The 13,120-nt window shown below is 40.2% G+C and carries 14 protein-coding genes; 13 read left to right on the top strand and 1 reads right to left on the bottom strand.

The features are described 5' to 3' along the window. Positions 1-35 precede the first annotated feature (35 nt). The 6 genes from mnmG to E2K98_RS02850 all read left to right on the top strand — a co-directional run bounded on the left by mnmG (position 36) and on the right by E2K98_RS02850 (position 6,534). The gene (mnmG, locus tag E2K98_RS02825) at positions 36-1,922 is read left to right on the top strand and encodes a tRNA uridine-5-carboxymethylaminomethyl(34) synthesis enzyme MnmG (protein ID WP_133332791.1); all 1,887 of its coding nucleotides are present in this window, start codon (positions 36-38) and stop codon (positions 1,920-1,922) included. Between the two features lie 56 nt (positions 1,923-1,978). Then, positions 1,979-2,695, top strand: coding sequence for a 16S rRNA (guanine(527)-N(7))-methyltransferase RsmG (gene rsmG, locus E2K98_RS02830; RefSeq protein WP_133332792.1), 717 nt, complete (start codon positions 1,979-1,981; stop codon positions 2,693-2,695). A 106-nt stretch (positions 2,696-2,801) separates the two neighbouring features. Beyond that, on the top strand, positions 2,802-3,665 hold the full coding sequence (gene noc / locus E2K98_RS02835; protein ID WP_133332793.1) for a nucleoid occlusion protein: 864 nt from the start codon (positions 2,802-2,804) through the stop codon (positions 3,663-3,665). 373 nt (positions 3,666-4,038) lie between these two features. Beyond that, on the top strand, positions 4,039-4,800 hold the full coding sequence (locus E2K98_RS02840) for a ParA family protein (protein WP_133332794.1): 762 nt from the start codon (positions 4,039-4,041) through the stop codon (positions 4,798-4,800). After that, complete coding sequence (locus tag E2K98_RS02845) at positions 4,793-5,647, top strand: ParB/RepB/Spo0J family partition protein (RefSeq protein WP_026573822.1); 855 nt, start codon at positions 4,793-4,795, stop codon at positions 5,645-5,647. Before E2K98_RS02840 ends, E2K98_RS02845 begins: the two co-directional genes overlap by 8 nt. 173 nt (positions 5,648-5,820) lie before the next feature. Beyond that, the gene (locus tag E2K98_RS02850) at positions 5,821-6,534 is read left to right on the top strand and encodes a DUF554 domain-containing protein (RefSeq protein WP_133332795.1); all 714 of its coding nucleotides are present in this window, start codon (positions 5,821-5,823) and stop codon (positions 6,532-6,534) included. A gap of 24 nt (positions 6,535-6,558) precedes the next feature. Here E2K98_RS02850 and yyaC read toward each other — a convergent pair whose 3' ends face one another. Continuing rightward, the gene (yyaC, locus tag E2K98_RS02855) at positions 6,559-7,188 is read right to left on the bottom strand and encodes a spore protease YyaC (RefSeq protein ID WP_133332796.1); all 630 of its coding nucleotides are present in this window, start codon (positions 7,186-7,188) and stop codon (positions 6,559-6,561) included. 162 nt (positions 7,189-7,350) lie between these two features. Between yyaC and E2K98_RS02860 the strand changes: the two genes are divergently transcribed. From E2K98_RS02860 to rpsR, 7 genes are all read left to right on the top strand, one after another. Continuing rightward, positions 7,351-8,223, top strand: a complete 873-nt coding sequence (locus E2K98_RS02860; protein WP_133332797.1) for a mechanosensitive ion channel family protein — start codon at positions 7,351-7,353, stop codon at positions 8,221-8,223. A gap of 18 nt (positions 8,224-8,241) precedes the next feature. Beyond that, positions 8,242-8,439, top strand: coding sequence for a DUF951 domain-containing protein (locus E2K98_RS02865; RefSeq protein ID WP_133332798.1), 198 nt, complete (start codon positions 8,242-8,244; stop codon positions 8,437-8,439). Positions 8,440-8,503: 64 nt separating this feature from the next. Next, complete coding sequence (locus E2K98_RS02870; RefSeq protein WP_133332799.1) at positions 8,504-10,510, top strand: molybdopterin-dependent oxidoreductase; 2,007 nt, start codon at positions 8,504-8,506, stop codon at positions 10,508-10,510. A gap of 133 nt (positions 10,511-10,643) precedes the next feature. Continuing rightward, positions 10,644-11,744, top strand: a complete 1,101-nt coding sequence (gene ychF / locus E2K98_RS02875) for a redox-regulated ATPase YchF (protein ID WP_026573816.1) — start codon at positions 10,644-10,646, stop codon at positions 11,742-11,744. A 177-nt stretch (positions 11,745-11,921) separates the two neighbouring features. Then, a complete protein-coding gene (gene rpsF / locus E2K98_RS02880; RefSeq protein ID WP_133332800.1) occupies positions 11,922-12,209 on the top strand; it encodes a 30S ribosomal protein S6 in 288 nt (95 codons plus the stop codon). A gap of 72 nt (positions 12,210-12,281) precedes the next feature. Further along, entirely contained in the window at positions 12,282-12,797 is a 516-nt protein-coding gene (ssb, locus tag E2K98_RS02885; protein ID WP_133332801.1) for a single-stranded DNA-binding protein, read from the top strand. 47 nt (positions 12,798-12,844) lie between these two features. Then, the gene (gene rpsR, locus E2K98_RS02890; protein ID WP_007088219.1) at positions 12,845-13,084 is read left to right on the top strand and encodes a 30S ribosomal protein S18; all 240 of its coding nucleotides are present in this window, start codon (positions 12,845-12,847) and stop codon (positions 13,082-13,084) included. Positions 13,085-13,120: the final 36 nt, after the last annotated feature.

A 13,120-nucleotide genomic window follows, 5' to 3' on the forward strand; every position in this document is an offset into this window, starting at 1 on the left:
CATTCCGAGACATTCGGAAATTGGAGGAACTTTTAATGCAATACGAAGCAGGAAGTTACGACGTCATTGTCGTCGGTGCAGGTCATGCGGGCTGTGAGGCCGGCCTTGCGGCTGCACGGCTTGGCGCAAAAACATTAATGATTACCATTAATCTCGATATGGTGGCCTTCATGCCATGCAATCCTTCTGTTGGCGGACCAGCAAAAGGGATTGTGGTGCGTGAAATCGATGCACTTGGCGGGGAAATGGGTAAAAATATTGATAAAACCTATATTCAAATGAGGATGTTGAATACAGGGAAAGGTCCTGCAGTAAGGGCACTCAGGGCACAGGCTGATAAATTTGCCTATCAACATGAAATGAAAAACACGCTTGAAAATGAATCGAATTTAACTCTTTTACAGGGAATGGTTGAACGTCTGGTTGTCGAAGACGGTGCTGTTGTTGGCGCCGTTACGAAAACAGGTGCAACTTACCGTGCGAAAACAGTGGTAATTACGACTGGTACCTACCTTCGCGGCGAAATCATCCTTGGTGAATTAAAGTATTCAAGTGGTCCAAACAACCAGCAGCCTGCTGTTAAGCTATCAGAGCATCTAGAAGAGCTTGGTTTTGAACTTGTTCGTTTTAAAACGGGGACACCGCCAAGGGTTAACAGCCATACGATTGATTACAACAAAACAGAGATTCAACCTGGGGACGAACAACCTCGAGCTTTTTCATATGAAACAACCCAATACATTACCGACCAGCTTCCATGCTGGTTAACATATACGAATGAACAAACCCACCAATTAATCGATCAGAATCTCCATCGCTCACCGATGTATTCTGGAATGATTAAGGGGACAGGACCGCGTTATTGCCCATCCATTGAGGATAAGGTCGTACGCTTTAATGACAAACCGCGCCATCAAATTTTCCTTGAGCCGGAAGGAAGAAATACACAAGAAGTATATGTCCAGGGATTATCAACAAGTCTGCCGGAAGATGTCCAACAGCAAATCTTAAAAACCATACCTGGTCTTGAAAATGTTCAAATGATGCGCTCAGGTTATGCCATCGAATATGACGCCATTGTGCCAACACAGCTTTGGCCGACACTCGAAACAAAGATTGTCAAAAATCTTTACACGGCTGGCCAAATTAATGGGACTTCTGGGTATGAAGAAGCAGCTGGTCAAGGACTCATGGCAGGAATTAATGCCGGACTCAATGCTTTAGGCCGGGAGCAATTAGTGTTAAGCCGCTCGGATGCGTATATTGGTGTTTTAATTGATGATCTCATTACCAAGGGGACGAATGAACCATATCGTCTGCTTACATCACGGGCAGAATATCGTCTTCTTTTACGCCACGATAATGCTGACTTGAGGTTATCGGAAGTTGGCCATGAAATTGGACTAATCCGTGAGGAACGATATCAGCATTTCTTAGCTAAAAAAGAAGCGATTGAACTTGAAAAGAAACGATTATGGTCATCAATCATCAAACCTTCAAAGGAAGTTCAGGATCTAATTAAAAGCCAGGGCGGCAGTGAACTAAAAGATGGTATTCGTGCATCTGACCTGTTAAAACGTCCCGAAATGTCCTATGAACATATTGAGGGTCTTACTCCTAGTGATGTTACTTTGGATACTGAAATTAAAGAACAAGTCGAAATCCAAATTAAATATGAGGGCTATATTGAAAAATCACTTCAGCAGGTTGACCGCTTAAAGAAAATGGAGAATAAGAAAATTCCTGAAAATATTGATTATGATGCGATTAACGGATTGGCAACAGAAGCGAGACAAAAATTGAAAAAAATTAAACCGTTATCGATTGCCCAAGCATCAAGAATTTCCGGGGTAAACCCTGCTGATATTTCCATTCTGCTTGTTTATTTAGAACAGGGCAGGATCGCTAGGGTTTCAAATTAGAAATGCCGAAGCGCCTTGGTCAAGGGCGCTGGAGCTAGACAGCGAGGAATATTTACATGAATGTTGAACAATTTGAATCCATGCTGGGGGAAAAGGGAATTACCCTCTCCTCAAGGCAGTTGGAGCAATTTGAAATATATTACGAAACCCTTGTTGAGTGGAACGAAAAAATGAATTTGACAGCCATCACGGATAAAGCCGATGTGTATTTAAAACATTTTTACGACTCCATAACTGCGGGCTTTTATTTTGATTTTACAAAACCCTTTCATCTTTGTGATGTCGGGGCGGGTGCCGGATTTCCGAGCATTCCTTTAAAAATTGCTTTTCCGCAAATAGAGATCACTATTGTTGATTCACTCAACAAGCGAATCTCATTTTTAAACCATTTGGCAAGTGTACTTAAATTAGAAAATGTTCAATTTATCCATGACCGCGCCGAAACATTTGGAGTGAATCCAAATTATCGGGAATCGTTTGATGTTGTTACGGCAAGAGCAGTTGCCAGAATGTCTGTTTTAAGCGAGCTATGTTTGCCGCTTGTGAAAGTGGATGGCCATTTTATCGCAATGAAGGCTGCACATGCCAATGATGAATTAGAAGCTGGCCAAAAGGCCATTTCAACCCTCGGCGGAAAATTGGAAAAGGTGTTTACATTTACATTACCAATTGAAGAAAGTGAACGGAATATTTTGATCATTAAGAAAGAGAAACAAACGCCAAGGAAATACCCGCGTAAGCCAGGTACCCCTGGTAAAATGCCGATTGAGTAATAAGAAATGGAAAGAATCAATTTTTGAAAAATACCCTTGAGTGGCAGGAAGATATTATTCGAATAGAGAATAAATAATAGGGAGTTTCGTAAAGGTGGTGTTGGGGATGAGGCATTCGTTTACACGCTTTTTTGGTCTTGGCGAAAAGGGAGAACAAGACCTAGAACTTGAGAAAGAAATCGAAATTGATAGAAATGAAGAAATCAAGAAGATTCCAATTGACAATATCTTTCCAAATCGTTTCCAGCCCCGGACGGTTTTTGATGATGAAAAAATTGAGGAATTGTCACGAACCATTCATATTCATGGAATCATCCAGCCAATTGTTGTAAGACAATTTGACAAAGATCGGTACGAAATTATTGCCGGTGAGCGGCGCTGGCGTGCCATGAAAAAGCTGGGATGGGATGAGGTTCCGGCGATTGTTAAGAATATGTCCGATACTGAAACAGCTTCTGTTGCCTTAATTGAGAATCTGCAGCGGGAAGAGTTGTCACCGATTGAAGAGGCGATTGCATATGGCAAACTGCTGGAGCTTCATAATTTAACCCAAGAGGCTCTCGCACAGCGTCTTGGGAAAGGACAATCGACCGTAGCGAACAAGCTTCGGCTGCTCAAGTTGCCACAGGAGATTCAGGAAGCATTATTAAATAAAATTATAACGGAGCGTCATGCCCGTGCGTTGATTCCTTTGAAGAATCCTGAGAAACAGGTCCTGCTTTTACAGGAAATAATGGAGAAAAACTTAAATGTAAAGCAAACCGAGGACCGCGTTGTCAAACTGCTTGAACAAAAAAATCAAAAGCCTAAGCCAAAAAGGAAAGCATTCAGTAAGGATATGCGAATTGCCGTAAATACAATTAGGCAATCCTTATCGATGGTTTCAGATAGTGGAATAGATCTTAATGCGGAGGAAGAAGAGTTTGATGAATTCTACCAATTCACCATTCGAATTCCGAAGAAAAAATAAAATAGATAACAGATGAACCAAACAATAATTGTTTGGTCTTTTTTTATTTGGCAGTGTTAAAGGATATTGTTGATTATTTAACCCTGTTGATTGGAGCGGAAATCAACAGACAAGTTTATTACAGCCTTTTATTTAAGTGGGTCATTATCCTTCTAAATGGATGATAATGGTATTTATTGAAATAATCCATTGCATGAATATTTTTCGAAAAAAAACAAAAACAAATCTATTTCGTGATAAAATAGTTACCATGGCCATTTTGTTTTTGAAAATGGCAAATAGTCATTTTCTTTGTAATGGCAAATTAGCAGTTTAATAGATGAATATTTGATAGAATATAAGTAAGAATTTAGGAAAAAGGGTAGGTGACATTGTGGGCAAAGTTATTGCAATCGCGAATCAAAAAGGCGGAGTCGGCAAAACGACTACCTCTGTCAACCTAGGCGCCTGCTTAGCATACATAGGGAAAAGAGTACTTTTAGTAGACATTGACCCGCAAGGAAATGCAACAAGCGGTATCGGAATTGAAAAGGCAGAGGTAGAGCAGTGTATATATGATGTTTTAGTCGATGACGTTGAAGTGAAGAATGTCATAAAGCCATCGTCTGTTGAAAATTTATATGCTGTACCAGCAACCATTCAACTCGCGGGTGCGGAAATTGAGTTAGTACCAACCATTTCACGCGAAGTCAGACTAAAACGTGCTCTTGGTGACGTAAAGGATCAATTTGACTATATTATTATTGATTGTCCGCCATCCCTCGGATTACTAACTATTAATGCCTTAACAGCCTCTGACGCAGTGTTAATTCCCGTGCAGTGTGAGTATTATGCATTGGAAGGGCTAAGCCAACTTTTAAATACCGTTAGGCTTGTTCAAAAGCACTTAAATCAGGATTTGAAAATTGAAGGTGTTTTATTAACGATGCTGGATGCCCGCACAAATCTGGGGATACAAGTAATTGAAGAAGTGAAGAAGTATTTTCAGGACAAGGTCTATAAAACGATTATTCCAAGAAATGTACGACTAAGTGAAGCGCCAAGCCACGGAGAACCCATTATCACTTATGATGCTAGATCCCGTGGTGCCGAAGTATATTTAGATTTGGCAAAGGAAGTGGTCTCACATGGCTAAAGGATTAGGAAAAGGACTTGATGCATTTTTTCCTAATATGGAGGTTAATAAAGGTGAAGCGGTCCAAGAGATAAAATTGAAAGAATTGCGTCCCAATCCGTATCAACCTCGGAAAACCTTCCAACAAGAGGCCATAGATGAATTAAAGGCATCCATTTTAGAACATGGCATCCTCCAGCCTCTTGTCGTCAGGAAAAGCATTAAAGGCTATGAAATTGTCGTGGGCGAAAGACGTTTCAGGGCGGCAAAAGAAGCAAAGCTTCAAGCGGTACCTGCCGTTGTCCGCGAATTGTCAGAGCAGCAAATGATGGAATTGGCTGTAATTGAAAATCTTCAACGGGAAGATTTAAGCCCAATTGAAGAAGCAATCGCTTATCAAACCTTAATGGAAAAGTTAAAACTGACACAAGAAGAGGTAGCTAAGCGATTAGGAAAAAGCCGTCCACATGTGGCGAACCATGTCCGCCTCCTCTCCCTCCCGGCTAAAATTCAAGAGTTAATTTCAAATGGAAAAATCTCCATGGGGCATGGCCGTGCCTTACTTGGTCTACGTCAAAAGGAGAAGCTCCCGATTTTAGTTGAAAAGGTAATAAATGAAGGCTTAAACGTACGCCAGCTTGAAAAACTCATTCAACAATTAAATGATAATGTTTCACGTGAAACAAAAAAGCCTGAAAAGAAAAAGGATGTTTTTTTACAGGAACGTGAGCATTTTCTTCGTGAGCGGTTTGGCACCACAGTTAATATTAAGCATTCAAAAAATAAAGGGAAAATTGAAATTGAATTCTTCTCACAAGAGGATTTGGAACGCATCCTTGAAATTCTTGACCAAGAATCCTCTGTCTAAACCATCAATAGATGGTTTATTTTTTTACCAATACAATATATTGAAAGTTAGTTATTAATATATTCAACATATTGTATTTGAGAATGATTTTAAATATCTTTCATTTCAAAATAAAATATGATAATTTATTATTATTAAATACTTCGAGAGACGAATAATAGGGGAATCAGTAAATGTTTTTATTAGGAACGCTTGTAAATGGTGCATTAATTATTATTGGAAGTCTTCTTGGAAAACTATTAAACCGGATTCCAGAGAGTATGAAGACAACCGTTATGTATGCGATTGGATTGTCTGTCATGGTACTGGGGCTGCAGATGGGCTTAAAAAGTGAAAATTTCTTAATCGTGATTTTAAGTCTCGTTATAGGTGCTGTAATTGGGGAGCTTTTTAAATTAGAAGAAAAGCTGAATGATTTAGGGCATTGGCTGGAGAGCAAGGTGGGCTCTAATGGAAAAGGAAGTATCTCTGAAGGGTTTGTAACGGCAACCTTAATCTTTGTGATTGGGGCAATGGCAATTATTGGGGCACTTGACAGCGGAATCCGCGGGGATCACGATGTCCTGTACACCAAATCGATTATTGATGGATTTACTGCTCTGATTTTAACGACAACACTTGGAATTGGTGTTTTATTTTCGGCAGTTCCGGTCCTGCTTTATGAAGGGCTTATTGCCTTGTTTGCCACCCAAATTGACCGTTTTGTGCCGCAGGCCTTAATGGATCAATTTATTGTTGAAATGACAGCGACGGGTGGGGTGATGATTTTTGCTATTGGCTTAAATCTTACTGGTATGATAAAAATTAAAGTTGCTAACCTCCTCCCTGGTATTCTCGTAACAGGAGTGATCGTTACAGTACTATATAATTATCATCATTTCTTTTAATCCATTTTAAAAAGCAATCGGCTATTAATCACCGATTGCTTTTGTTTGTTCTTCTTCCCACTCCCAATTGACCTCATTCCAGCTGTCCTTTGGATTAGGAAGACTCGCTTGATAGATCCCACCTGCAATCGTCTTTGCCATTTTCATAACAAGATTTAATCGTGTATTTTGCAAAACGAAAAACTCCATAAACCCGCTTACATTGACAATTCCGGTAATATGTAACTCTCCAACTGCAGGAAGCTCTTTGTTCACGCCTGCGCCTGGTTTAACAGGTCCGTCTCCAAGCTGGATCACACCAACATTTTTAATACGGCCAAGGCAGGCATCAATTCCAATAATAAATGGGTTGTCATGCTTATTTTGAATTTCAGTTAATTTTTCTTTAAGATTTACGGCATGAATCGGTTCATCTAATGTTCCGTAAACGTAAAAGGATTGAAGGTTCTTCTCCTCTAACAGGCTTCCTACAAGAGGACCTAAGGAATCTCCTGTCGAACGGTCCGTGCCGATACATACAAACACAATGGGACGTTCTGACGAAACAGGAATTTTTAAACGTAATTCCTCAGCAAGGTTTTCCGCTGCATGGAAATCATCATAGCATATACGAGTTTTGGCTTTCCGATCAAAAAAACCTGCTTTGAGATTCATTAAGTCCCCTCCAAAATCTTGACAATATATTTTTATTAGTATACGGATTTTTTGGGAATTCTATACATGGAAGAATGCAAAATCCTTTTGAAACTCAAGACTATAATAAAAAATGAAAACTTGTTAAAATAGATGGATGATGGAAGTTAGGTAGGTGTATAGATGAGTTTTACTGAAAAAGGTATGCAAAAGATTATTGATAAATTTCAAAATGAAGATACATGGCTTACAATGGGTGAAGGCCTAATTAAAATCATTGCCATTTTAATCATTTCTAATATTTTAATTCGAATTGGCAAAGTCATGATTCATAATATCTTTAAAATTCGCAATCGTTCACCATTCAGGACGGTTGAGCGCAGGGAAGAAACACTTTCAAGGCTTCTGGATAGCGTTCTTTCTTATGTGGTTTACTTTATTTCATTTTTGATGATTCTTTCCGTGTTAACGATTGATGTGAAAGCGCTGCTTGCCGGAGCTGGGATTGTCGGACTAGCCGTTGGTTTTGGGGCACAAAGTCTTGTTAAAGATATTCTTTCAGGCTTTTTTATTATCTTCGAAGACCAATTTGCCGTTGGAGATCATATCCGAGTAGGAGAATTTGAAGGGAATGTCGAAACGATAGGATTAAGAACGACGAAAATTAAAAGCTGGACAGGTGAAGTTCATATCCTCCCAAATGGAAGTATTACTCAGGTGACCAATTTTTCAATTAATAATAGTGTGGCTGTTGTAGACGTGGCCATTGCATATGGGGAAGATGTTGAAAAGGCGGAGCAAGTCATTGGAGAGCTGCTAGAGACATTACCGGACCATTATGAAGATATAATTAAAACGCCAGAGCTTTTGGGAATTCAAAATATGAGCTCAACAGAGGTAATTTTAAGAATAGTGGCAGAAACTCTGCCAATGAAGCAAGTCTATATATCAAGAATGATTCGCAAGGAAATCAAGCTCTTATTGGATCAGCATGGAATTGAAATTCCCCTTCCTAAACTTGTTGCCTATTCAAATAGTACAGAGCCTAAGAAATAAGGAAAGGAGTATTAAAACATGGAGCAAAAGGAATTTGCCCTCAATGATGTGGTCGAAATGAAAAAGCAGCATCCATGCGGAACCAATCGTTGGAAAATTATCCGAATGGGAATGGATGTAAGGATTAAATGTGAAGGCTGCGGGCACAGCGTATTAATCCCAAGAAAAGAGTTTTCCCGTAAAATGAAGAAAATTTTGGTGAAGCATGAGGAATAGTTCATGCTTCTTTTTTTTGTTATATTAATCTATAAGATAAAGAGATAAATTGGGGGTGGATAGTTTGGCAAAAGTTTATCAATCGGCTTGTCCGTTGAATTGCTGGGATAGCTGCGGCTTCCATGTGACAATTGAAGAAAATAAAGTCATCAAGGTGGACGGAGACCCAGCCCATCCCATTACAAAAGGGAAAATTTGCGGGCGCGGAAGGATGCTGGAAACAAGGACAAACTCACCGCAGCGCTTATTATATCCCTTGAAAAAAATAAATGGTGAATTCCAACAGATTTCTTGGAAACAGGCACTTGATGAAATTTCAAATAAATTAAAGGATATTAAAGAGACCTATGGGTCTAAAGCTGTATTTCACAGCCATGATTACGCCAATAACGGGATTCTAAAGAACCTTGATCAACGATTTTTTAACTGCTATGGAGGAGTTACGGAAATTGTAGGTTCTCTCTGTTGGGGGGCAGGAATTGAAGCCCAGGGCTGGGATTTTGGTGAAGCATGGAGCCATGAACCCAATGATGTATTAAACAGTAAAAACATTGTCATTTGGGGCAGAAATGTCACACGCACCAATATGCATTTTTTTGAAAAATTGCAGGAAGCAAAAAAGCAGGGTGCGAAGGTATTTGTGATTGACCCAATTTATAACGCGACGGCAAAAATGGCCGATGAATATATTTCGATAAAGCCCGGAATGGATGGCCTCCTCGCTGCCGGTATTATGAAAGAAATCCTTAGATTAAGCTTAGAAGACCGCAAATTCATCGACAGTTTCACATATGGGTTTGATGATGTACTCGTGCTTCTTAATGGTATTACTTTAGAAAAACTAAGCAAAATGACCGAGGTACCAATCGAGGTGATGACCAGGTTAGCAAAGGTATTTGCGGATAAACCAACAGCTGTGTTTATGGGGCTTGGAATGCAAAGGTATGAAAATGGAGGTAATTCGGTTCGGTTAATTGATGCACTTGTCGCCATTAGCGGTAATATTGGAATAGCTGGAGGCGGTGCCAACTATGCGAATCGTCAAGTGGGTCAAAGCTTTGCCTTTGATGAACTGACCCTTGCTGACCGAAAACAACAGCACCGACAGTTTCCGATTATGAAGCAGGCGGAGGAAATTCTAACGGCAAAAAACCCCGCCATTCAAATGATTGTCGTTACCTGTGGGAATCCGTTGACACAGGTTCCGGATTCTAATACGGTTTCTAAAGCTTTTGCCTCTGTTCCAACACTTGTCGTGATTGAACAATTTATGACGGACACAGCTAAACTAGCGGATTATGTGTTACCGACAACAACTGTTTTTGAGGAAGAAGATTTTTATTATTCCTCTATGTACCATCATTACGTGAATTACGGTCCGAAGCTTGTTGACGCTCCCGGGGAAGCGAAGTCAGATCTGTGGATTTGGACCCAATTAGCTGAAAGACTCGGCTTCGGTGAGGAGTTCCATTTAACAAGGGATCAATTTTTTGCAATGGCCCTTAAACCTTTAGAAGAAAAAGGGATTACCATTGAAAAACTAAAGGAAGAACAAACAGTAGAACTGCCGGTCAAAATGATACCATGGCAGGATCGTAAATTTAAAACGCCTTCAGGTAAGTTTGAATTCACCTCGACCTTAGAGAGGTTAAAAGGTAATAGTGGCTTATTAAAGTTGTCCGTACCGGATGAGTCGAAATGGAGCAATCCAGATTTAGCTAATCGATATCCATATCAATTATTGACGATCCACCCATTGCGTTCCAATCATTCACAAAACTATCAGGTGTGGAAGCAAACACCAAAGTTGAAAGTAGAAGTGGCTCAAAATATTGCAACACACTTGCAGCTTGAGGAAGGAGATTATGTCCGGATTTGGAACGACCGTGGTGAAGTGAAAGGGTATGTTTCGATTTTACAAAAATCCCATCCAAATGTAATCAATATCGATGAAGGAATTTGGAAAGAATTTGGCGGGTCTGTTAATAATCTGACCTCCAGCAGACCATCCGATAATGAACTAGGAAGTACGCTGTATGATTGTCTCGTTAATATTGGAAAAATAAACTAACTGCTGCTATGCCTGCGGCAGTTTTTCTTGTCCTTGTTTTTTTGCCGGTAGTTGCCTATAATTGTTAGAGGCTTTTTAATTAATTTTGAACTAATTTTTTATTATAGATAACATTTTTTGAGGAGTGACATGAATGGCTTTAACAGCTGGTATCGTTGGATTGCCGAACGTTGGTAAATCCACTTTATTTAATGCGATCACACAGGCAGGAGCGGAATCGGCAAACTATCCTTTCTGCACAATTGATCCAAATGTCGGAATTGTTGAGGTTCCAGACCACCGCTTAACAAAATTAACAGAGTTAGTACAACCCAAAAAGACGGTTCCAACGGCATTTGAATTTACCGATATTGCCGGAATTGTAAAGGGTGCGAGCAAAGGTGAAGGCTTAGGTAACAAATTCCTTTCCCACATCCGTGAAGTTGATGCAATCTGTCAGGTAGTGCGCTGCTTTGCTGATGAAAATATTACCCACGTATCTGGAAAAGTGGATCCGATTTCGGATATTGAAACAATCAATTTAGAGTTAATCCTTGCCGATATGGAAAGCGTTGAAAAGCGGATCAGCCGGGTTGAGAAATTGGCCAAGCAAAAAGATAAGGATGCGGCAGCTGAATTTGAGGCTCTTTCCATGCTTCGTGAAGCTTTTGAAGCGGAAAAGCCAGCTCGTACCGTTGAATTTACGGAAGAACAAATGAAATTTGTTAAGCAATTGCATCTTCTTACCATTAAGCCTGTTCTTTATGTGGCGAACGTTGGGGAAGACGATGTTGCTGATCCATCTGAAAATGAATATGTTCAAAAGGTTCGTGAATTTGCCGCTGCTGACAATGCAGAAGTGATTGTGATTTGTGCTAAAATTGAAGAAGAAATTGCGGAGCTTGAAGGGGAAGAAAAGCAAATGTTCCTTGAAGAGCTTGGAATTGAAGAGTCCGGATTAGACCAGTTAATTCGTGCAGCTTACAGCCTGCTTGGCCTAGCTACTTATTTTACAGCAGGTGTTCAGGAGGTTCGGGCCTGGACATTTAGAAACGGCATGAAGGCACCACAATGTGCCGGAATTATCCACTCGGATTTTGAACGCGGCTTTATCCGTGCGGAAATAGTTGCATATGAAGACCTGTTAGCAGCTGGCAGCCATAACGCAGCAAAAGAAGCAGGAAAAGTCCGCTTAGAAGGTAAAGATTACGTAGTAAAAGACGGAGACGTTATCCACTTCCGTTTTAATGTATAATTGAAGCTTGAAAATTTGACCCCGCACCTTTTGGCGGGGTTTTGTCATTCCAAATTTGGACAAACTGTGAAGGCCGTTGCTTTTAATGGACAGCTATGCTATAATCTTAACTTGTGAGTAATGAATAATTGCTCCTTGCCCTATTAGGGCCGTTTAGACCAAAAGGAGGTGACTGTGATGAACAAGTACGAAGTTATGTACATCATCCGCCCAAATATTGAAGATGAGGCTAAAAAAGCTCTTGTTGAGCGTTTTAACACAATTCTTCTTGAAAATGGCGCGGAAACTGCTGAATCAAAAGATTGGGGTAAGCGCCGTCTTGCATACGAAATCAATGATTTCCGTGACGGATACTACCAAATCGTTAAAACAACATCTTCAGCTGATGCAGTTCAAGAATTTTCTCGTCTTGCAAAGATCAGCGAAGATATCATTCGTCATATCGTAATTAAAGAAGAAGCGTAAGATTGATTTATATATATTTCTGGTACAAATGTTTCACATGAAACATAACCGGGAGAAAAGGAGTTGATTCTGATGATGAATCGTGTCGTTCTTGTGGGCCGTTTAACAAAGGATCCTGATTTGCGTTATACGCCAAGTGGAGTTGCTGTTGCTACTTTTACCTTAGCTGTGAATCGTCAATTTTCAAATCAGTCAGGTGAACGTGAAGCGGACTTTATTAATTGTGTTGTTTGGCGTAAACCTGCTGAAAATGTGGCGAACTTCTTGAAAAAGGGCAGCCTCGCAGGTGTGGATGGTCGTATTCAAACTCGCAACTATGAAGGTCAAGACGGAAAACGTGTTTACGTTACTGAAATTGTAGCAGAGAGTGTTCAATTCCTTGAGCCTAGAAATGCATCAGGTGGCGGCAGCAACAGAAACGATAACGATCTCTATGGAGCTCCTCCAAGGGAACCGCAAGGAAATCCTTATGGCGGTGGCAATCAGAATCAACGTCAAAACAATAATCAAGGTTTTACACGTGTGGATGATGATCCGTTTGCAGGTAATGGTCAAATTGACATTTCTGATGACGATCTTCCATTCTAAAGTAAACCTTAAGGTATGACTAATAAAACATGAAGGAGGGAATTTTCATGGCAGGAGGACGCAAAGGCGGTCGTGCGAAACGCCGTAAGGTTTGTTATTTCACAGCAAACGGCATCACTCGCATCGATTATAAAGATGTAGATTTACTTAAAAAATTCATCTCTGAGCGTGGAAAAATTTTACCACGTCGTGTAACTGGTACTAGCGCTAAATATCAACGTAAATTAACAGTTGCCATCAAACGTGCACGTCAAATGGCATTACTACCATTCGTGGCTGGAGAATAATAATATGAAGGCAGCAGGGGTTTCCTCCCTGCTGCC

The sequence above is a fragment of the Bacillus salipaludis genome, assembly GCF_004358205.1.

Excerpts from the sequence above, each read along its gene's own strand:
- yyaC (WP_133332796.1), bottom strand. The coding sequence starts at position 7,188 with ATGAATCTCAAAGCAGGTTTTTTTGATCGGAAAGCCAAAACTCGTATA.
- rpsF (WP_133332800.1), top strand. The coding sequence starts at position 11,922 with ATGAACAAGTACGAAGTTATGTACATCATCCGCCCAAATATTGAAGAT.
- ssb (WP_133332801.1), top strand. The coding sequence starts at position 12,282 with ATGATGAATCGTGTCGTTCTTGTGGGCCGTTTAACAAAGGATCCTGAT.
- E2K98_RS02850 (WP_133332795.1), top strand. The coding sequence starts at position 5,821 with ATGTTTTTATTAGGAACGCTTGTAAATGGTGCATTAATTATTATTGGA.
- rpsR (WP_007088219.1), top strand. The coding sequence starts at position 12,845 with ATGGCAGGAGGACGCAAAGGCGGTCGTGCGAAACGCCGTAAGGTTTGT.
- E2K98_RS02865 (WP_133332798.1), top strand. The coding sequence starts at position 8,242 with ATGGAGCAAAAGGAATTTGCCCTCAATGATGTGGTCGAAATGAAAAAG.
- rsmG (WP_133332792.1), top strand. The coding sequence starts at position 1,979 with ATGAATGTTGAACAATTTGAATCCATGCTGGGGGAAAAGGGAATTACC.
- noc (WP_133332793.1), top strand. The coding sequence starts at position 2,802 with ATGAGGCATTCGTTTACACGCTTTTTTGGTCTTGGCGAAAAGGGAGAA.
- mnmG (WP_133332791.1), top strand. The coding sequence starts at position 36 with ATGCAATACGAAGCAGGAAGTTACGACGTCATTGTCGTCGGTGCAGGT.
- E2K98_RS02845 (WP_026573822.1), top strand. The coding sequence starts at position 4,793 with ATGGCTAAAGGATTAGGAAAAGGACTTGATGCATTTTTTCCTAATATG.
- ychF (WP_026573816.1), top strand. The coding sequence starts at position 10,644 with ATGGCTTTAACAGCTGGTATCGTTGGATTGCCGAACGTTGGTAAATCC.
- E2K98_RS02860 (WP_133332797.1), top strand. The coding sequence starts at position 7,351 with ATGAGTTTTACTGAAAAAGGTATGCAAAAGATTATTGATAAATTTCAA.